Raw genomic sequence first — 19,826 nt, 5'->3', positions numbered from 1 at the left:
ATGTTCCAGGTTTTGATACAATAACTAAGGATTGTATCGGAGAAATTCTTTGATTTCTTGCCAGAAAATTCATATTTATCATATATTTCTCTGTTATACTTCCCTTATGATTGATTACTTAACCAAAGGAGCTGGCCCTATGCGCAAACGTCGTAAAAATACGATTGCCGTTGTTACCTTCTTCTTGCTCTTGATTTGCGGGACGGCGATTGTCGTTTTCCTCAAGGAAAATACGCATCAGGCATCAAAATTAAATAACCAAGTGGCTGGCCAAGAACATATTGCTCAGGTCCAAAGTAGCCAAGTGACCTCTAGCACACCTGAGTCATCTAGTGAGTCAGAATCGGCGCCTTTCAACACGGTTCCACTGCAACTATCGGATGATTCCCTAGTTCACAGCCTATCCAAGGACGAGCTCTCTGAAGTCTTGCAAGATATCCAAAAACAAGACTATCAGAACGACTTACTTAATGCCCAGTCTGACATCGTGGCTGCCATCAACAAGCACCGCCAAAATATCAGCGAGCTAGGCTATCTCTTCCTGCCGCAAAAACCAGCCGAAGTTAGCCAGTTGCAGAACGTCAAACAACTGGACATTCCGCTCTATCTGCAGAAAGACCCTAAATGGCGGACCCTCCAATACGGTACAGATACTACTCGCCAATTAGGTGAGAATGGCTGTGCAATCCTATCCTTGGCTATGATTCATGCCTACTATAATCCGCAAGCTACGGTGACACCGCAGACCATTTTGGATTGGAGCAAGGACCATTACTATGTCCACAACCAAGGAACTTCTTGGAATATTTTCTATGACTTCGCTCAATCCTTCAATTATCAGTTCACCAATTTCGGTAATAACTTTGAAGAAGCCATGCAGGCTGTCAACCAAGGGCAAGCGATTGTCGCGACGGTTAAACCAGGCCTCTTCACTGAAACTGGCCACATCCTTGTCATTCGTGGCTACCAAGATGGCCAAGTCTATGTCAATGACCCTAATGATGACCCAAGCAAAATGTTCAGCATTAAAGCTATTCCAGCCCAAACCATGATGGAAGAAGGGGTCAACTATTGGGCCTTATCCAAATAAGCATCATTTCAGGAGCTAAGGCTCCTGATTTTTTGGCATTATCTCGCGGAGGAAAATTCTATGCAAACTAGCGACAGACAAAACCAGCAACTTAAAATTGCCGCCCGTGGGGCATTAGTCGGCATTATCGTCTACCTGATTATTTCTAGCCTCAAATTGGGCGCCGCTTATTTCTTCCACTCAGCTTCTCTCAGAGCCGATGGTCTTAACAACTTAACGGACATCATCTCATCGATTTTGATTTTTATTGGCCTTCGAATTGCCCGCAAACCAGCAGATGAGGATCATTATTTTGGTCACTCCAAATTTGAACCCTTGGCCAGTTTCGCCACTTCTCTGATTATGTTCACTGTCGGACTTGAAGTTATCAAAACTTCAGCAAAACGCTTTATCGCTCAGGATTATCCCAGCCCTGATCTCCAAGCACTCTGGGTGGGGCTGGCTACCAGTGTCATTTTACTCGTCACCCAGCGCTACATCCATCATTTAGCCCAACAAACTCAGAGCATGGGGCTCAAGGCCAGTGCCAAGGACCTCTTCAGTGACTTCTTAACGACACTGGCCACCATGGTGGCCATTGCCGCATCTAGCCTAGGACTAGCCTGGCTGGATATCCTGACGGCTCTTGTAATTGGTGGCATTATCCTCCACACCGCCTATACTATTTTCAAAGATTCGACCTTTGAATTATCAGATGGTTTTGACCAAGAGGAACTAGAAGCCTATCGCGCAATCGTCCTCAAACACCCTCAAATCCGCGCTGTGTCGCAGATTCGCGCTCGTCTCTGTGGCCAGTATGTCCACGTGGATATCACCGTTTTAATTGATGGTCATCTTTCAGTTATTCAATCTCATCACATAACAGAGGAAATCGAACAGATTTTAGCGTATAATTATAATGTGTATGATGTCGATGTCCATGTCGAACCATATTTCCAAACCAATCTCAATCAGTAAAGGGGTATGTTTATGTCATCAGTTGTTGTTGTAGGCACTCAATGGGGCGATGAAGGTAAAGGGAAAATTACCGACTTCCTAAGCGAGAATGCCGAAGTCATCGCACGCTACCAAGGTGGCGACAATGCCGGTCACACCATTCAGTTTGGCGGCAAAACCTTCAAGTTACACCTCATTCCCTCCGGGATTTTCTCCCCTGACAAAATCAGCGTCATTGGCAATGGCGTCGTCGTTAACCCTAAGTCTATCGTGGAAGAACTTGCCTACCTACATGGCGAAGGTGTCTCAACCGATAATCTTCGTATCTCCTCACGTGCCCATGTTATCTTGCCTTACCATATTGTCTTGGACAAGCTCCAAGAAGCCTCTAAAGGCGATAACAAGATTGGGACTACTAACAAAGGGATTGGCCCAGCCTATATGGATAAATCTGCTCGGGTTGGGATTCGGATTGCCGACTTATTAGACCGTGAAATCTTTGAAGAACGCCTACGGACTAACTTGGCAGAGAAGAACCTCTTTATTGAACGCGTTTATGGCGCTGAACCCCTCCGGTTTGAAGATATTTTTGAAGAGTACTATCAATACGGTCAGGAGATTAAACAATACGTGACTGACACCTCCGTTATCTTGAACGATGCCTTAGATCAAGGCAAGCGTGTCCTCTTCGAAGGAGCTCAAGGGGTCATGTTGGACATCGACCAAGGGACTTATCCTTTCGTTACTTCCTCTAACCCCGTCTCTGGTGGGGTCACCATCGGAAGTGGGGTTGGCCCAACTCGCATCAATCGTGTTGTCGGCGTCTGCAAGGCCTATACCTCTCGTGTCGGCGATGGCCCATTCCCTACTGAACTCTTCGATGAAATTGGCCACCAAATCCGCGAAGTGGGTCGTGAATACGGGACAACTACCGGTCGCCCTCGTCGGGTGGGTTGGTTTGACTCTGTTGTCATGCGTCATTCCCGTCGGGTATCCGGTATTACCAACCTCTCCCTTAACTCCATCGACGTTCTGACCGGCCTCGAAACCATTAAGATTTGTACGGCTTACAAGACACCAGATGACCAAGTGATTGAGTACTATCCAGCTAGCCTCAAGTTGCTCAAATCTTGCACGCCTGTCTATGAAGAATTACCAGGTTGGACTGAAGACATTACGTCTTGTCGTCGTTTGGAAGACCTGCCTTTGAATGCCCAAAACTATGTCCGTCGTATTAGCGAATTAGTGGGGGCTAAAATTGCCACCTTGTCCGTAGGTCCAGACCGCGAACAAACCATGATCTTAGAAAGCGTATGGCGCAGCTAATATATGAAAACTCCCCCGTCTATCATCAGATAGACGGGGGAGTTTATGTTTAAGATTCCTTTTGTGGCGCAAAGTGCTGGGCTATAGCTTCCTTGTAAGCTGCTAACCAATCTGCCATAGTCTGACGCGTCAAGGGGCAATCGAAAGCCTCATAGCCATGATAGGCACCCGGATAGACGCGGTACTCGGCCGCTACACCCGCAGCTTGCAGTCGCTCCATATAGTCGAGGGTTTCATCCAAGAAGGGATCTAAATCTCCCACATGTGTATAGGCAGGTGGCATACCACTTAAGTCTAATGCCCGATAGGGTGCCGCGTAGATGGGCACCTCCTCAGATCCATAGAGGTCTCCTAGATAGAGCTGCCAGCCCGCTTGATTCTTGATTTCGTTCCAAATCATTTCCCGATTGCCCTTCATGGACTCTGTCGATAGACGGTCATCAATCATTGGATAAATAGGCATGTGGAAGGCCACTTGCACCTGATTTTGATCTCTAGCATAGAGAACCGTAGCAATGGTAAGACCGCCACCAGCACTAGGACCTCCCACAAAGAGTTGGTCAGGATTGACGCCTAGATGTTCCGCTTCTTCCTTGAGCCAAACCAAGCTAGCGTAGGCATCTTCTAAGGCTGCCGGATAGGGCTCCTGAGCGGACAGCCGATAATCAGGAGCTACGACCACCGTATTGGTCTCTAGCACGAATTGCCGGATGAAGGGTAATTCCATGCGCGGATGCCCCAGGGCATAGCCACCTCCATGAAGCCATAGTAAGCCTACCGCTTGGGGTCGTGGCTGCTTAGAGCGATAGATAAGGGCACTTAAACCCGGATTCTGACTACTGGGAATCTTCACTTCTTCGATGACGAGGTCCGGATCTTGAGGCAAGGGCACTCGGAAGGTCGTAAGGCCTGTCTCATTATAAGCCTTCAGGTCCTCCGGTTTTTTGAAGTCGACTAAGATATCCGTCATCCACCCTCGAAAGCGTAAATCCGAATTGACCTGAGGGTAGCGCCAAGCTAGATAGTGGCGAATTCCTGGCAATCCCAGTTGATGACGTCCCCCTAGCAGGGGCACTAGCTTTTTCATAAGATTCATGAGAAAGACTCTCCTTATTTTATCCTTCATAATGGGAAGCATGACTTGCCCGTCTTCCCCTCTCAAGTTCATTATAGGTCCAGCTCGCCCTATTTTCAACTAGCTAGGCAGGAATTGACCCCGGACCAGACATTTGCTAGACTTAGATTATCGAAGATGAGGAGGTCACATGATGTCGACACAAGATGAAATTTTGGCAGTTTTACTAGAACAAGATGGTCAGCCCATTTCTGGCCAAGCCTTGGCGGATCAATTAGGCTTATCTCGGACAGCAGTCTGGAAGGCTGTCGAAGGCTTGCGTCAGCAAGGCTACCAAATTGCCAGTCTAAGCAAGAAGGGCTATCTGCTAGAGAGGGTCAGCCATGCCCTTGATGCCCAGCAAATCAAACGTGGCTTAGATACACTCTTTGAATCGCTGCATGTGGCCATTTATGACAGTGTCACCTCAACCAATGACCTAGCCAAACAATTCGCCATACAATCACCTGGCCAAGCTGGCCTCTTCATCGCCCGTAAACAAACCCAAGGACGAGGCCGCTCAGGTCGCCATTTCCATTCCGATATTGCCTCAGGTCTCTATCTATCTGTCGTCTTCCAACCCCAAGTAACAGATTTAGAAGAAGTACCCCAATACACCCTGCTAGCTGCCAGTGCCATGGTTGCCGCTCTGGAAGCAGCCAGTGGACAAAGGCTGCGTATCAAATGGGTTAATGACCTCTTCTGTCGTGGTCGTAAAATTGGCGGAATCCTGACAGAAGCGACGACCGATATTGAAAGTCGTAGCCTATCCTCGATTATTATTGGCATCGGCCTCAACTTAAGTGGCGACTTCAGCCAAGCGGAAGCCTCAACTCAGTCTGTTGCAGGAACCCTCTTTGGACAGGAAATGCCGGCCGACTTCAATCCCAACCAAGTCATTCATGACTACCTTAAGCAATTAGCCTACTATATCCGTACCCTCTCTGACAAAACCTACCTAGCACACTACGAAGAACACCTACTGGGCGTAGGTCGCCAAGTTAGCTACCAACAAGCAGGCCAAGAATACACTGGTATCATTCAAGGAATCACCGACCAGGGCCACCTCTTGGTTCAAGACCCTCACGGTCAAATTCGTACCCTCTTCAGCCAAGAGGTTCATTTTTCTAGTCAACAATTTGCTGATGACCTCGACTAAAGTAAAATCCCGCATCATAAGATGCGGGATTTTTTTAATCATTTAGATTACCACATTGGAATCTTAGAGTTTTTGCTTAACTCTTCAATCTTTTTAGCGATTTCGTCTGATTGGAAGATTTCTACGACTTTCTTGTAGAGTTTGTTGTCTTTTTCAGACTCTTTAACGGCGATGATGTTCTTGTACTCATCTTTCAATTTTGCCTTGTCAGTTGCGTCAACGAAGAGAGCGTCTTTAACGGTTAAGTTAGCATCTGCTGCGTAGTTCCCATTGATAACCGCTGCATCCACGTCTTTCAAGCTACGTGCTGTTTGAGAAGCGTCCACTTCTTCGAACTTGATGTTCTTTTCATTCTTGGTTACGTCGCTAACGCTAGCTAAAATACCTTTAGCATCGTCTACTTCAATCAAGCCAGCTAATTCTAAGGTCAAGAGGGCACGACCTTGGTTAGTCACATCGTTAGGAATAGCGATTTTTGCCCCATCTTTAGCTTTTAACTCATCCAAAGATTTTACTTTTTCAGAGTAAATACCTTGAGGTTCTACGTAAGTGAAGCCGATGTTCACAACTTTCCCCTTGTTAGCCTTGTTCCATTCTTCCAAGAAGATAATGTGTTGGAAGGCGTTGAGGTCTAATGAACCGTCTTCTACTGCTGCGTTTGGTAAGTTGTAATCTGAGAAGTTGGTAATTTCGATTTCGATACCTTCATCTTTTTTCGCTTTTTCTGCTACAGCTTGCCAGAGTTCCTTGTCAGCTTCACCGACAACCCCAACCTTTACTTTTTGGCCTTCAAATTCTTTGGCCGCTTGTGCAGTTGGGAAGCTAGCCCCAAACACTAAACCTGCTGCGAGGGCTAAAGCCCCTAATTTTTTAACAAACTTTTTCATATTGCATGACTCCTTTATTAATTATTATATGTTTGTGTCAACGATTGATGCTGGGCCTTAATGGCCGCTAATTTTTCCGGATCCGATAGAAGCGCTAAGGCCGTATTAGCCAGCAAGTTGGCTGCCACCGCTATGGAAGCATAACCCTTAGGGCTACCTGCTGCGGCTTTAAACTCCTCGGAATGGCCTGGAATTGGGCTGTCACTAATGGAAACCGTAGGTTGAATGGTAGGCACGACTTGAGAGACATTGCCGACATCAGAAGAACCTAGCGAATTACGCTCGCTTCTTTCGATTTCGGACTCATCAATGCCATAGTCAGCGACTTCTTGGAAGAAGAGTTGGTCGAAGAGTGGCGTTGGTACCACATCGTCCACCCAGTTCTGAAAGAGACCAAACTTGTAGTCGCATCCCGTTGCTAGCGCCGCTCCTTTAACAATGTTTTCTACCTTTTGGTAGACACTTTCCAAGGTCTTGCGCTCAGCGGCTCTGAGGTAGAAGCGACCTGATGCATATTCCGGAATGACATTGGCAGCCTGCCCGCCATTGGTGATAATACCGTGAATATTGACATCCTTGGTCAGATTTAAGCGTAAGGCATTAATGGAATTGAAGACTTGAATCAAAGCCTCCAAGGCGTTAATACCTGCTTCCGGTGCCCCCGCTGCATGTGAAGCCCGGCCAAAAAACTCAATATCAACTGGCGCATTAGCCAAGAGCCGTAAGGTCGGCGCGAATTTGTGGGCTGGGTGAGCACAAAGGGCGGCATCGACATCCTGGAAGAAGCCAGCCTTGACATAGGAACCTTTGGCAGAGCCGTTCTCTCCACCTTCTTCTCCAGGTGTTCCGTATACTCGGATTTCACCACCTAGGTCATCGATGACGGCTTTTAGGGCTACGGCCGCTAAAAGTGAGTAATTACCGAAGAGGTTATGCCCACAAGCATGGCCAATACCTGGCAAGGCATCGTACTCGGCTAGGAAGGCCAAGACAGGACCTGGCTTGCTTGCCCGGTAGACCCCGACAAAGCCAGTTTCATGACCTGCAATGTTCTGGGTGACTTCGAATCCTTCTTGTCGCAATTGCTCAGCCAGTAAATCAGAAGCAAAGTATTCTGTATTGCAGACCTCAGGTCGCTCATAAATGGCCTTAGCATGGTCTTGGTAAGTGGCTAATTTTTCCGCCACAACTGCGCGAATTCTATCTTTGTAGGCCTGAATCATTGGCCCACCTCCTTTTATTTCAAGGCTTATTTAGTACCGAAAGTTTCCCAAGCTGGTAAGAGTGAACCTTTAGAAACTTCTTCGATAACTTTCTTGGTATCTTCTGTTTGGTAAGCTTCTACAATTTTCTTGTAAGTTGCATTTTCTGCGTCTTTCTTACGTGCCACGATAATGTTCACGTAAGGTTTTGAGCTTTTATCAACTGGCTCTAAGTAGATGGCATCTTTGGATGGTGTGTAACCTGCGTCAACTGCTACCCCTGAGTTGATGATGGAAGCCGTCACGTCATCTAAAGCACGAGCAGTTTGGGAAGCATCTAACTCTTGAATCTTAAGGTTAAGCTTGTTTTCTTTGATGTCAGAAACAGTTGGTTTGTAACCTTTTGCTTCGTCTACTTTGATTAAGCCTGCTGTTTGCAAGAGGCGTAAGGCACGACCACCGTTTGTTGGGTCAGAAGGAATCGCCACTGTGTCGCCTTCTTTCAAGTCTTTAATATCCTTGATTTTCTTAGAGTAAACCCCTAATGGCGCGTTAACAGTATTCCCGATAGAAACTAATTCTTGATCCTTATGCTCTTGTAGGTAGCTATCTAAGAAAATTTGGTGTTGGAAAGCGTTGAGGTCAATTGAGCCGTCAGCCAAAGCCGCGTTTGGTTGGCTGTATTCTGTGAACTTAACATATTCAAGCTCGATGCCGTCTTTGGCCAAGCGTTCTTTAACGTTGTCCCAAACTCGGGTGTCGTCACCGACTAAACCAAGTTTAACTTTTTCTGCTGCTTGTGCAGAAGTGACAGGTGCTAGGGCGCTAATCCCTAAGCTAACTGGGGTGATAATTGCAGCAAGTGTTTTAATCCATTTTTTCATTGAGTGTTCCTCCTAAAATTGTAAGTTGATTAGTGGGTGACGCGCTTTTCAATGCGTCGAGCAATAAATTGAGTGATGAAGACCAAGATTAAAATCAAGATGGTCGACATCAAGGTGACATCTGTCTGGAATCGGTTATAACCACGAGAGATAGCTAGGTTCCCTAGACCACCACCACCGACAGCACCTGCCATGGCGGTTAAACCAATCACGCTGATTAAGGTGAGGGCTGACGCGCGGACGATACCTGGCAAACCTTCTTTGAGATAAACGCGGAAGATAATGCCCCATGGGCTGGTCCCCATGGCTTGAGCGGCTTCCACAACCCCAGGATTGACTTCTAAGAGGGCGTTTTCGACCTGACGAGCGAAGAAGGGAATAACCCCTGCAATCAGTGGCACCAAGGCCGCCTTGGAACCAATTGTCGTACCCGCTAAGAAGCGCGTAGTTGTCGCTAAGAGGGCGACTAAGATAATAAAGGGAATGGACCGGAAAATATTGACCAGTTGATCTAAGATTCGGTAGAACCAACGATTTTCCAGAATGCCTCCGTCATGGGTAACTACTAAAATCACACCCAGCAAAATCCCGAAGATACCAGACCAGAGAGCCGTCCAGAAGGTCATATAAAGGGTTTGTTGCGTGGCTTCTAAAAAGTCCTTAGGAATTTTAGCCACGTTTGGCATGATGGGCTCCAAACTAGCCCAAGCTTGGTTACTCCAAGTGCCAAGCTTATCTAAAAACTCTGCTAACCATGTTGCCATTAGTCTTTTGCACCTCCCTTATAGTCTTTGGCGCTGTGTGGACGCTTGAGGAACTTAAGGTTGACACCTTGTTCTTTGATGTAAGCTACGGCAGCTTCCTTATCAGCTTCTGCCCCTGCCAAGGTGACAATCAAATTCCCAATTGGCGTATTATCAATAATCTCGACATTACCATGCAAGATGTTGGCGGTGACATTGAAGAGACTGTAGAGTGTCACAATCAATGGTTCATCGGTTTCGTCGCCTAAGTAGGACAATTCTACTAACCATTCATCATCCTTAAGTTGAGAGAACTTAGGCTGGCTGAGAATGGTAGCTAAGGCCTGGTCTACATGGGTCGCGGTCCGAATGAAGTCGCGGGTTAGCGCTTGGGCTGGTTGGCTGAAGATTGGCACAACTGATCCGGCTTCAATGACTTCCCCATTTTCCATCACGGCTACCTTGTTACAGATTTCCTTGACTACTTGCATCTCGTGAGTGATCAAGACAATGGTCAAGCCTAGTTTTTGGTTCAATTCCTTGAGCAAGTCCAAAATCTGCAAGGTTGTTTTTGGGTCGAGAGCACTGGTTGCTTCATCACAGAGTAGAATCTTAGGGTTGCTAGCTAAGGCCCGCGCAATCGCCACCCGCTGCTTTTGCCCGCCAGATAATTGGCTTGGATAAGCTTCTGCCTTGTCAGCAATCCCTACTAGTTCAAGTAACTCTAGAACTTTTTGCCGACGTTCCTTGCGAACTTGAGGCCAGAACTTGAAAGGTGCGGTCAACTTCTCGCCGGCCTTTCCAGACCATTTCCAAAAGGCCAAGGCCTGACCGACATGCTGGCCAAACTGGCGGAAATTGTCACCATCATACTGGAGTGGGAAAGCCACGTTATTGAAGACTGTCCGACTGTGCATGAGGTTGAAGTGTTGGAAGATCATGCCGATTTTCTTACGTTCCTCACGCAAACGTCGACCGGACAGACCCTGAAGTGCTATCTTACCAACGGTCACTTGCCCACCTGTTGGGCGTTGCAAGAGGTTGATGACCCGGACCAGGGTGGATTTCCCGGCACCAGAGTAGCCGACGATTCCGTAAATATCGCCTTCTTCGATTGTCAAATCAACGTCTTTGACTGCTTGGACCTGGCGGTCCTTCTGTCTAAATGTGACAGAGATATTCTTTAATTCTATCACCTATAATTCCTCCTTATTTCAAGGCTCGTGGGTGGGTTAGAAAAAACCCCCAAGGCGGCCTAGAGCCTACCTTGAGGGCGTCATGACGCGTTACCACCTCTTGTTCAGGCAATACTCACATATTGCCCCTTAGCGAGTATCCTGATTTGATACTCTTTGCTTTTAACGGTCGCACCGAGACTTGAATCAGCTTAAGCCATTCAAAATCTTCGCTCCATAGCCATTTTCATGTCGTTGCCATGCTTCGTTCCACCACCCGAAGCTCTCTGTAAAGGCGAGGCGACCTTACTTACTATTTCATCGCATTATCTTATCTTAAAAAAAATAGCCCTCTCTACTAACTCTTGTTAGTAAAAGGACGATGTGATCGTGTTACCACCTTTTATTCGGAAGCCTAAGCTTCCCTCTACCCAGCTGGCCTTACAGCGTAACTGGTATTCCTGGTAACGGGGGAATGACCCGAACACACCTACCTATCGGCGTATTTATCTCCCAGACCATCTTCATAACCTATTCGATAGTACCTTTCACCTGCCGGTACCTCTCTTGAATCGCTAGTTTTACTACTCTTCTGTTCAACGATATTTCAGATATGCCTCTACTATACCCAGATTCCCGCTAAAAGTCAAGCCTTTTATGATAAAATTCTGATGAAGAGGTGAGTTCTTCTCATTTTTACATGGACTTTTTCCACCATGCTCTAGATTATGTCGGTCTATGTATGATAAACTAGTAGATAGAAGTTAAGGAAGAAAGGGAAGTGCTCATCAGATGTCAACGCCACAAGTCAACCAAGGCCTGCTCGCCATTAAGCCGAGCCCTATCCGTAGTTTTAACGATCAAATCAGCAAAATCGAAGGCTTAATCCCCCTCACCATCGGGGAGCCAGACTTTCCAACACCCGATTTCATTAAGGAAGCCGCCATTGAGGCTATCCGCAAAGACCTGAACGGCTATACCCATTCGCGTGGTCTCTTAGCCTTGCGCCAAGCTATCAGCGAGTTTCTAGAGCGTCACTATGAACTCCACTACAGTCCCGAAGAAGAAATCATCGTAACCGTGGGAGCGACTGAAGCTTTATTTGCCAGTCTGGTTGGCTTACTTAACCCTGGCCAAAAAGTCATTGTGCCTGCACCTAACTATGTTATCTACGAAACGCAAGTTCGTCTTGCTGGGGCAGAACTCATTCGTCACGATGTCAGCCATAGTCACTTCAAGCTGGAGGCAGACGAACTCAAGGCTCAATTAGAAAGCCATCCTGAGATTAAGATTCTGCTCTTGAACCATCCTTGCAACCCTACCGGCGTTACCTATAGTCGAGAGGAGTTGGGGGCTCTAGCCAATGTAGCCCGCAAATATGACCTCATGATTGTTTCTGATGAAATTTATAGCGAACTTACCTATTCTGATAAACATGTTTCCATGGCGGAACTGGCTCCTGAGCGTACCATCCTAATTAACGGGACCTCTAAATTCTATGCCATGACTGGTTGGCGTTCTTGCTTTATCGCTGGACCTAAGGACTATCTGAGCCAAATCTTCAAGGTCCATCAAGCAACTGTCAATACACCACCTTCCGTCTCACAATATGGGTCTATTGCTGCCTATCACTCAGGTGATGATAGTATTCATGAGATGCGTCAAGCCTATGACCAACGCCGCCAATTCCTGATTGGCCGTTTCCGCGAGATTGGCTACCAAACCTTGCTTCCAGAAGGCGCCTTTTACCTCTTCGTTAAAGTACCCGACTGGTTCCAAGGTGATGACTTCGCCTTCTGTCTGGCCTTGGCTCAAGAAGCTAAGGTGGGGGCAGTCCCTGGCCAGTCTTTTGGACCTGGCGGATCAGGTTACTTCCGTCTCAGCTATGCTGCCAGCCTAGAAAAATTGGCAGAAGCCATGAATCGAATTCAAGCCTTTACCCAAGAAAAGACTAAATAATCTTAAGGAGGAGCTTTTATGCCATTTATCCACGTTGAACTATTAGAAGGTCGTAGCCCTCAAGCCAAAGAAGCCATGGCCAAAGAAATTATTGAGGTCGTGTCCAAACATAGTGGGGCGCCTACCGAACGCATTCACGTTGTCTTTCAAGACATGAAGAAAGAAAACTATTTCCACAATCCTAAATAGACAGGTAGACTGGCTGAGGTAATTCCTCAGCCTTTACCATTAGCCAATTGAAGGAGGCACTAAGATGAAGAAGAATCTTGTAATTATTGGGGGCGGGATAGTCGGCGCGACAGCGGCCTATTATGCCCTCAAAGAAGGTCACACTGTCACCCTTTATGAAGATGGCACCGGCCAAGCAACCAAGGCGGCCGCAGGCATTATCTGCCCCTGGTTCACTTTACGCCGTAACAAACCTTGGTATTATCTGGTTTCTCAAGGGGCTGAGTTTTATCGGCGATTCATGGCGGATTTGACTGAAGATGGCTTAAATACCGATCCAATCTTCCAAGAGGTTGGCGCTTTACTAGTACGTAAAGATGAAAGCTCTCTAAGACGTGACCAGGAACGAGCACAAGAACGCCGACCCGCTTCACCTTCTATTGGAGAGGTTACCAGTTTGTCCGCTCAAGAAGCCATGGATAAATTTCCACTCCTAGGGACCCCTTATCCAGCAAGTTTTGTCTCTGGTGGGGCGCGACTGGATGGTGCGGCCTTGATTCAAGAACTTCATAGTTTGATTCCAAAACTAGGTGGTAAGTTGATTCATGGACAAGCCAAGCTTATGGATGATGGTGATCAGCATGTTAGCGTCATAGGACCAGATAAGGAAACAAAGACCTATGATGCTATTCTGTTAGCCTGTGGTGCTTGGTTACCTCACATTTTAGAGCCTCTTGGTTATGATGTTGCCATTAGCCCGCAAAAGGGACAACTCTTTAGCATCTATCAACCTGAATGGGAGGGAAATGCTTGGCCGGTTGTCATGCCGCCCGGTAAATTTGATATCATCCCTTTCCAAAATGGCGAGCTCGTCATTGGCGCGACGCATGAGAATGACCGGGGCTATGATTTGACCGTTGAAGACCAGCGATTGGCTGAACTTCAAGAACGTGCCAGCAGTCTCCTGCCTTTCTTATCGGACCAAGTGGCTTATCATAGGGTTAAAGTAGGCATACGTGCCTATACGCCAGATTATGCTGTTTTAGTAGGCCCAGTCCCAGAACTTGAATCTGTTTGGGCTGTCAGTGGCCTAGGCTCCTCTGGCTTAACGAGCGGCCCTTTCCTTGGTTATCAGTGGGTCAAGCATGTCAGCCAAGGCCATAGTGACTTGGATCAAAGCCTATATCCAATTGAGTCCTACATTAAAAAAGTCTAAGAATTGGCCCTTTTTGACTACACAAATTAGTCTAAACATGTTATGATTAGTAGATGAAAGGAGGGGAATTTCGAATGAAAAAAATCTTTGAAGAATTCCGTGGCTTTATTGCCAAAGACAATATCGTAACTTTAGCCGTTGCTGTGATCTTGGGGGGTGCCTTCTCAAGTATCGTAACTAGCTTGGTAAATGATATCTTCATGCCAATCATTGTTGCTGTAACTGGTCAAGCTACTGTATCTGGCATCTCATTACGCATTGGGAATACTTACCTAGGTGTAGGTAACTTCTTACAAGCTGTTATTAACTTCGTTATCATTGGTTTCTTGTTATTCTTGACTTTAAAGGCTTTAGGGAAGGCTCAAGGTAAAGACTTGATCAACCCACCTGCGCCACCTGCAGGTCCAAGCGAGAAAGACTTATTACAAGACATCTTAAACGAATTGAAGAAAGAAAAATAAGACTTTCGCTTAGAGCTGTCTCGCAAGAGATGGCTCTTTTTTGTATTGCCCGATATATCATATATGATATATCGGGCAAATAAAAAAGAAGTATCATCAGATACTTCTTGATAAGCCACTTGCCGGGCTTGAACCGGCGACCTCATCCTTACCATGGATGCGCTCTACCTGCTGAGCTAAAGCGGCAATATATAATTTTACTCCGCAAGTAGGGCTCGAACCTACGACATCATGATTAACAGTCATGCGCTCTGCCAGCTGAGCTATTGCGGAATCAAGACAACCTCACCCAGCATGGCAACGACCTACTCTCACAGGACCAAAGGTCCAACTACCATCGGCGCTAAGAAGCTTAACTGCTGTGTTCGGAATGGGAACAGGTGTGTCCTTCTTGCCATTATCACCACACTTGGGTGTTGTCTTATATGAGTGCTTGCACACTCAAAACTGAATAACCTCAAACCTAACCTCAAATCTTGTGGTTAAGACCTCGACCGATTAGTACTAGTCCGCTCCATAGATCACTCCACTTCCACTTCTAGCCTATCTACCTGATCGTCTCTCAGGGGTCTTACTTCTTTCGAATGGGAAATCTCATCTTGAAGCTGGCTTCACGCTTAGATGCTTTCAGCGCTTATCCATCCCGCACATAGCTACCCAGCGATGCCCTTGGCAGAACAACTGGTACACCAGCGGTGCGTCCATCCCGGTCCTCTCGTACTAAGGATAGCTCTTCTCAAATTTCCTACGCCCGCGACGGATAGGGACCGAACTGTCTCACGACGTTCTGAACCCAGCTCGCGTACCGCTTTAATGGGCGAACAGCCCAACCCTTGGGACCGACTTCAGCCCCAGGATGCGATGAGCCGACATCGAGGTGCCAAACCTCCCCGTCGATGTGAACTCTTGGGGGAGATAAGCCTGTTATCCCCAGGGTAGCTTTTATCCGTTGAGCGATGGCCCTTCCATACGGTACCACCGGATCACTAAGCCCGACTTTCGTCCCTGCTCGACTTGTAGGTCTCGCAGTCAAGCTCCCTTCTGCCTTTACACTCTACGAATGATTTCCAACCATTCTGAGGGAACCTTTGGGCGCCTCCGTTACTCTTTAGGAGGCGACCGCCCCAGTCAAACTGCCCACCTGACACTGTCTCCCGTGCTGTTACACGTGGGTTAGAGGGTCCGCATCACAAGGGTAGTATCCCACCAGCGCCTCCGTGTAGACTGGCGTCCACACTTCTTCAGCTCCTACCTATCCTGTACATGCCATACAAACACTCAATATCAAGCTACAGTAAAGCTCCATGGGGTCTTTCCGTCCTGTCGCGGGTAACCTGCATCTTCACAGGTACTATAATTTCACCGAGTCTCTCGTTGAGACAGTGCCCAGATCGTTACGCCTTTCGTGCGGGTCGGAACTTACCCGACAAGGAATTTCGCTACCTTAGGACCGTTATAGTTACGGCCGCCGTTTACTGGGGCTTCAATTCGTACCTTCGGATTGCTCCTAAGCACTCCTCTTAACCTTCCAGCACCGGGCAGGCGTCAGCCCCTATACGTCATCTTTCGATTTTGCAGAGACCTGTGTTTTTGATAAACAGTCGCCTGGGCCTATTCACTGCGGCTGACATTTCTGTCAGCACCCCTTCTCCCGAAGTTACGGGGTCATTTTGCCGAGTTCCTTAACGAGAGTTCTCTCGCTCACCTTAGTGTTCTCCACTTGACTACCTGTGTCGGTTTGCGGTACGGGTTGTTAACAACTCACTAGAAGCTTTTCTCGGCAGTTTGATTAGCCACCTTCGCTACTTAAATTTCGCTCCAGGTCACACGTCACAGTTATAGGCATAAGCATTTGACTCATACCACCACTTCGTGCTTCTACAGACACTTCCATCCGTCTGCGTGGCGTCGCCTCCTGCGTCCCTCCATCGCTCAAACATTGTTAACAAGTACAGGAATCTCTACCTGTTGTCCATCGCCTACGCCTATCGGCCTCGGCTTAGGTCCCGACTAACCCTGGGCGGACGAGCCTTCCCCAGGAAACCTTAGTCTATCGGTGGACGGGATTCTCACCCGTCTTTCGCTACTCATACCGGCATTCTCACTTCTAAGCGCTCCAACACTCCTTTCGGTATGCCTTCACCGCCCTTAGAACGCTCTCCTACCACTCAATTTAAAAATTGAATCCACAGCTTCGGTGTACTGTTTAGCCCCGGTACATTTTCGGCGCGGAGTCACTCGACTAGTGAGCTATTACGCACTCTTTGAATGGTGGCTGCTTCTAAGCCAACATCCTAGTTGTCTATGCAACTCCACATCCTTTTCCACTTAACAGTTACTTTGGGACCTTAGCTGGTGGTCTGGGCTGTTTCCCTTTCGACTACGGATCTTATCACTCGCAGTCTGACTCCCAGAGATGAGTCCTTGGCATTCGGAGTTTATCTGGATTCGGTAAAGCGTGAGCCCCCCTAGTCCAAACAGTGCTCTACCTCCATGACTCTTACTCTGAGGCTAGCCCTAAAGCTATTTCGGAGAGAACCAGCTATCTCCAAGTTCGATTGGAATTTCTCCGCTACCCACACGTCATCCAAACACTTTTCAACGTGTCCTGGTTCGGTCCTCCAGTGCGTCTTACCGCACCTTCAACCTGCACATGGGTAGGTCACTTGGTTTCGGGTCGACGACACCTGACTTTCGCCCTATTCAGACTCGCTTTCGCTACGGCTCCGTTTCTTCAACTTAACCTCGCCAACTATCGTCACTCGCCGGTCCATTCTACAAAAGGTACGCCATCACCCCTTAACGGGCTCTGACTACTTGTAAGCACACGGTTTCAGGTACTCTTTCACTCCCCTCCCGGGGTGCTTTTCACCTTTCCCTCACGGTACTGGTTCACTATCGGTCACTAGGGAGTATTTAGCCTTGCCAGATGGTCCTGGCGGATTCCGACGGAATTCCACGTGTTCCGCCGTACTCAGGATACTCTTAGGTACAAATCAGTTTTCGTATACGGGGCTCTCACCCTCTTTGGCGCTGTTTCCCACCAGCTTCTACTAACTCATTTGAGTCCACGTTAGAGTCCTACAACCCCAGTGTGCATGCACACTGGTTTGGGCTCTTCCCGTTTCGCTCGCCGCTACTCAGGGAATCGATTTTTCTTTCTCTTCCTGCAGGTACTTAGATGTTTCAGTTCTCTGCGTCTACCTCACCCTTAGGTGTGACTAGCCATTACGCTAGCCGGGTTCCCCCATTCGGATATCTCTGGATCTTAGCTCACTTACAGCTCCCCAAAGCATTTCGTCGTTCGTCACGTCCTTCTTCGGCTCCTAGTGCCAAGGCATTCACCGTGCGCCCTTTGTTTCTTAACCACGATCATACTTGATGCATGATACTTTCGCGCTATTTTTTTCTTACTCTGTAATTTCTTACAGACTCGGTCAATTCTCGGTTCATTATTTTAGAAATAATGTGTTTTACCATCCATCCTGTCGGATGATAAAACGGTTTGTTTGGTTATTCAGTTTTCAATGTGCAAGTTTTGAGTGTGAGCACACTCAAAACTAAACAAAGACGCAAGCTCCGTGAGGTTCCGTTACTCCTTAGAAAGGAGGTGATCCAGCCGCACCTTCCGATACGGCTACCTTGTTACGACTTCACCCCAATCATCTATCCCACCTTCGACGGCTCCCTCCTAAAAGGTTAGGCCACCGGCTTCGGGTGTTACAAACTCTCGTGGTGTGACGGGCGGTGTGTACAAGACCCGGGAACGTATTCACCGCGGCGTGCTGATCCGCGATTACTAGCGATTCCGGCTTCATGTAGTCGAGTTGCAGACTACAATCCGAACTGAGAATGGCTTTTAGAGATTCGCTTACCCTCGCGAGTTCGCTGCTCGTTGTACCATCCATTGTAGCACGTGTGTAGCCCAGGTCATAAGGGGCATGATGATTTGACGTCATCCCCACCTTCCTCCGGTTTGTCACCGGCAGTCTAACTAGAGTCCCCATCTTAATGCTGGCAACTAGTTATAGGGGTTGCGCTCGTTGCGGGACTTAACCCAACATCTCACGACACGAGCTGACGACAACCATGCACCACCTGTCACCGACGTTCCGAAGAAAAACTCTATCTCTAGAGCGGTCGTCGGGATGTCAAGACCTGGTAAGGTTCTTCGCGTTGCTTCGAATTAAACCACATGCTCCACCGCTTGTGCGGGTCCCCGTCAATTCCTTTGAGTTTCAGCCTTGCGGCCGTACTCCCCAGGCGGAGTGCTTATTGCGTTAACTCCAGCACTGAAGGGTGGAACCCCTCCAACACTTAGCACTCATCGTTTACGGCGTGGACTACCAGGGTATCTAATCCTGTTTGCTCCCCACGCTTTCGAGCCTCAGCGTCAGTTACAGACCAGAGAGCCGCCTTCGCCACTGGTGTTCCTCCATATATCTACGCATTTCACCGCTACACATGGAATTCCGCTCTCCTCTTCTGCACTCAAGTCTCCCAGTTTCCAATGACCCTCCACGGTTGAGCCGTGGGCTTTCACATCAGACTTAAAAGACCGCCTACACTCCCTTTACGCCCAATAAATCCGGACAACGCTCGCCACCTACGTATTACCGCGGCTGCTGGCACGTAGTTAGCCGTGGCTTTCTGGTTAGATACCGTCACACGCATAACAGTTACTCTATGCGCTGTTCTTCTCTAACAACAGAGCTTTACGATCCGAAGACCTTCTTCACTCACGCGGCGTTGCTCCGTCAGACTTGCGTCCATTGCGGAAGATTCCCTACTGCTGCCTCCCGTAGGAGTTTGGGCCGTGTCTCAGTCCCAATGTGGCCGATCACCCTCTCAGGTCGGCTATGCATCATCGCCTTGGTAGGCCGTTACCCTACCAACTAGCTAATGCACCGCGGGTCCATCTCTTAGCGATAGCTTGCGCCACCTTTCCTCACTGGATCATGTGATCCTATGTCCTATGCGGTATTAGCAGTCGTTTCCGACTGTTATCCCCCACTATGAGGTAGGTTACCCACGTGTTACTCACCCGTTCGCCACTCACCTTGACTTAGTGCAAGCACCTAGTCGCGGTTCGTTCGACTTGCATGTATTAGGCACGCCGCCAGCGTTCGTCCTGAGCCAGGATCAAACTCTCATGAAAATAATTTCATAAGTCTACTTGACTCATTTCTTTACTAGCTTGTTTTTTACCCAGCTTGTCTGCTGCCGAATTGTTGGTTGTTCATCAAGTTTTCCTCGATGACCCTCACATTCTTGGTGTGTCTTTGTTTAGTTTTCAATGTGCTTGTTGTCACCACGTGACAACTTCTATATATTAGCATGAATCCTTCTCTTCGTCAATACTTTTCCTACATTTTTTTCACCTTTTATTAACTTTTTCTCCACCTACTATATCTAGTAGTTTTAATTTTTAGTCTTCCCTAAATATAGTGCTATAATTCTTTTTTTCTTAACTACTTTGCCTTTGGCTCCGTATAGCTATTTTCTA

14 protein-coding genes, 2 tRNA genes, 3 rRNA genes and 2 other annotated features are annotated in these 19,826 nt (G+C 47.7%); of the genes, 8 read left to right on the top strand and 11 right to left on the bottom strand.

Annotated elements, in window-relative coordinates:
- Nucleotides 1–139 precede the first annotated feature (139 nt).
- From V7R82_RS00220 to V7R82_RS00210, 3 genes are read left to right on the top strand one after another with little or no spacing between them, the layout of a single operon-like run.
- Nucleotides 140–1,090 (top strand): C39 family peptidase, encoded by a 951-nt coding sequence (locus tag V7R82_RS00220; protein WP_338542745.1) that lies wholly within the window; start codon nt 140–142, stop codon nt 1,088–1,090.
- Between the two features lie 60 nt (nt 1,091–1,150).
- Nucleotides 1,151–2,047 (top strand): cation diffusion facilitator family transporter, encoded by an 897-nt coding sequence (locus V7R82_RS00215; RefSeq protein ID WP_338542743.1) that lies wholly within the window; start codon nt 1,151–1,153, stop codon nt 2,045–2,047.
- A 12-nt stretch (nt 2,048–2,059) separates the two neighbouring features.
- The gene (locus V7R82_RS00210; protein ID WP_338542741.1) at nt 2,060–3,352 is read left to right on the top strand and encodes an adenylosuccinate synthase; all 1,293 of its coding nucleotides are present in this window, start codon (nt 2,060–2,062) and stop codon (nt 3,350–3,352) included.
- A 49-nt stretch (nt 3,353–3,401) separates the two neighbouring features.
- Here the strand turns inward: V7R82_RS00210 and V7R82_RS00205 are convergent, their stop codons facing one another.
- Nucleotides 3,402–4,448: an alpha/beta hydrolase gene (locus V7R82_RS00205; protein WP_338542739.1), complete on the bottom strand. Its 1,047-nt coding sequence runs from the start codon at nt 4,446–4,448 to the stop codon at nt 3,402–3,404.
- A gap of 172 nt (nt 4,449–4,620) precedes the next feature.
- Between V7R82_RS00205 and V7R82_RS00200 the strand changes: the two genes are divergently transcribed.
- Nucleotides 4,621–5,625 carry a biotin--[acetyl-CoA-carboxylase] ligase gene (locus V7R82_RS00200; RefSeq protein WP_338542737.1) on the top strand — a complete coding sequence of 335 codons (1,005 nt, stop codon included), beginning with the start codon at nt 4,621–4,623 and terminating at the stop codon, nt 5,623–5,625.
- A 47-nt stretch (nt 5,626–5,672) separates the two neighbouring features.
- On the opposite strand, the gene V7R82_RS00195 is transcribed toward V7R82_RS00200, so the two are convergent.
- The 5 genes from V7R82_RS00195 to V7R82_RS00175 all read right to left on the bottom strand — a co-directional run bounded on the left by V7R82_RS00195 (nt 5,673) and on the right by V7R82_RS00175 (nt 10,537).
- Nucleotides 5,673–6,512, bottom strand: coding sequence for a MetQ/NlpA family ABC transporter substrate-binding protein (locus V7R82_RS00195; RefSeq protein WP_070756768.1), 840 nt, complete (start codon nt 6,510–6,512; stop codon nt 5,673–5,675).
- A 17-nt stretch (nt 6,513–6,529) separates the two neighbouring features.
- On the bottom strand, nt 6,530–7,735 hold the full coding sequence (locus tag V7R82_RS00190) for a M20 family metallopeptidase (RefSeq protein ID WP_338542736.1): 1,206 nt from the start codon (nt 7,733–7,735) through the stop codon (nt 6,530–6,532).
- 26 nt (nt 7,736–7,761) lie between these two features.
- Complete coding sequence (locus V7R82_RS00185; RefSeq protein WP_023391572.1) at nt 7,762–8,598, bottom strand: MetQ/NlpA family ABC transporter substrate-binding protein; 837 nt, start codon at nt 8,596–8,598, stop codon at nt 7,762–7,764.
- 29 nt (nt 8,599–8,627) lie between these two features.
- Nucleotides 8,628–9,284, bottom strand: coding sequence for a methionine ABC transporter permease (locus V7R82_RS00180; protein WP_268442554.1), 657 nt, complete (start codon nt 9,282–9,284; stop codon nt 8,628–8,630).
- Between the two features lie 77 nt (nt 9,285–9,361).
- Nucleotides 9,362–10,537: a methionine ABC transporter ATP-binding protein gene (locus V7R82_RS00175; protein ID WP_338542735.1), complete on the bottom strand. Its 1,176-nt coding sequence runs from the start codon at nt 10,535–10,537 to the stop codon at nt 9,362–9,364.
- Nucleotides 10,538–10,607: 70 nt separating this feature from the next.
- Nucleotides 10,608–10,847, bottom strand: a binding site (T-box leader).
- A 41-nt stretch (nt 10,848–10,888) separates the two neighbouring features.
- Nucleotides 10,889–11,125: a binding site (T-box leader), on the bottom strand.
- Between the two features lie 183 nt (nt 11,126–11,308).
- On the opposite strand from V7R82_RS00175, the gene V7R82_RS00170 reads away from it, so the two are divergent.
- The 4 genes from V7R82_RS00170 (at nt 11,309) to mscL (ending at nt 14,320) form a co-directional block, all read left to right on the top strand.
- Nucleotides 11,309–12,475, top strand: coding sequence for an aminotransferase class I/II-fold pyridoxal phosphate-dependent enzyme (locus V7R82_RS00170; protein ID WP_311466239.1), 1,167 nt, complete (start codon nt 11,309–11,311; stop codon nt 12,473–12,475).
- An 18-nt stretch (nt 12,476–12,493) separates the two neighbouring features.
- Nucleotides 12,494–12,664: a 2-hydroxymuconate tautomerase gene (locus V7R82_RS00165; RefSeq protein ID WP_070756776.1), complete on the top strand. Its 171-nt coding sequence runs from the start codon at nt 12,494–12,496 to the stop codon at nt 12,662–12,664.
- A gap of 64 nt (nt 12,665–12,728) precedes the next feature.
- Entirely contained in the window at nt 12,729–13,859 is a 1,131-nt protein-coding gene (locus V7R82_RS00160) for an FAD-dependent oxidoreductase (RefSeq protein ID WP_338542732.1), read from the top strand.
- A 74-nt stretch (nt 13,860–13,933) separates the two neighbouring features.
- On the top strand, nt 13,934–14,320 hold the full coding sequence (gene mscL / locus V7R82_RS00155; protein ID WP_291428145.1) for a large conductance mechanosensitive channel protein MscL: 387 nt from the start codon (nt 13,934–13,936) through the stop codon (nt 14,318–14,320).
- A gap of 113 nt (nt 14,321–14,433) precedes the next feature.
- Here the strand turns inward: mscL and V7R82_RS00150 are convergent.
- The 5 genes from V7R82_RS00150 to V7R82_RS00130 form a co-directional block, all read right to left on the bottom strand.
- Nucleotides 14,434–14,506 (bottom strand) — tRNA-Thr (locus V7R82_RS00150).
- A 14-nt stretch (nt 14,507–14,520) separates the two neighbouring features.
- Nucleotides 14,521–14,593, bottom strand: a tRNA-Asn gene (locus tag V7R82_RS00145).
- Nucleotides 14,594–14,612: 19 nt separating this feature from the next.
- A 5S ribosomal RNA gene (rrf, locus tag V7R82_RS00140) occupies nt 14,613–14,728 on the bottom strand.
- Nucleotides 14,729–14,798: 70 nt separating this feature from the next.
- A 23S ribosomal RNA gene (locus V7R82_RS00135) occupies nt 14,799–17,688 on the bottom strand.
- A 235-nt stretch (nt 17,689–17,923) separates the two neighbouring features.
- Nucleotides 17,924–19,478: ribosomal RNA gene (locus tag V7R82_RS00130) — 16S ribosomal RNA — on the bottom strand.
- Together the 16S, 23S and 5S rRNA genes with 2 tRNA genes alongside form the textbook arrangement of a ribosomal RNA operon.
- Nucleotides 19,479–19,826: the final 348 nt, after the last annotated feature.

This window comes from Abiotrophia defectiva ATCC 49176, assembly GCF_037041345.1.
GTDB lineage: Bacteria > Bacillota > Bacilli > Lactobacillales > Aerococcaceae > Abiotrophia.
This window is presented reverse-complemented; position numbering and strand designations above follow the sequence as displayed.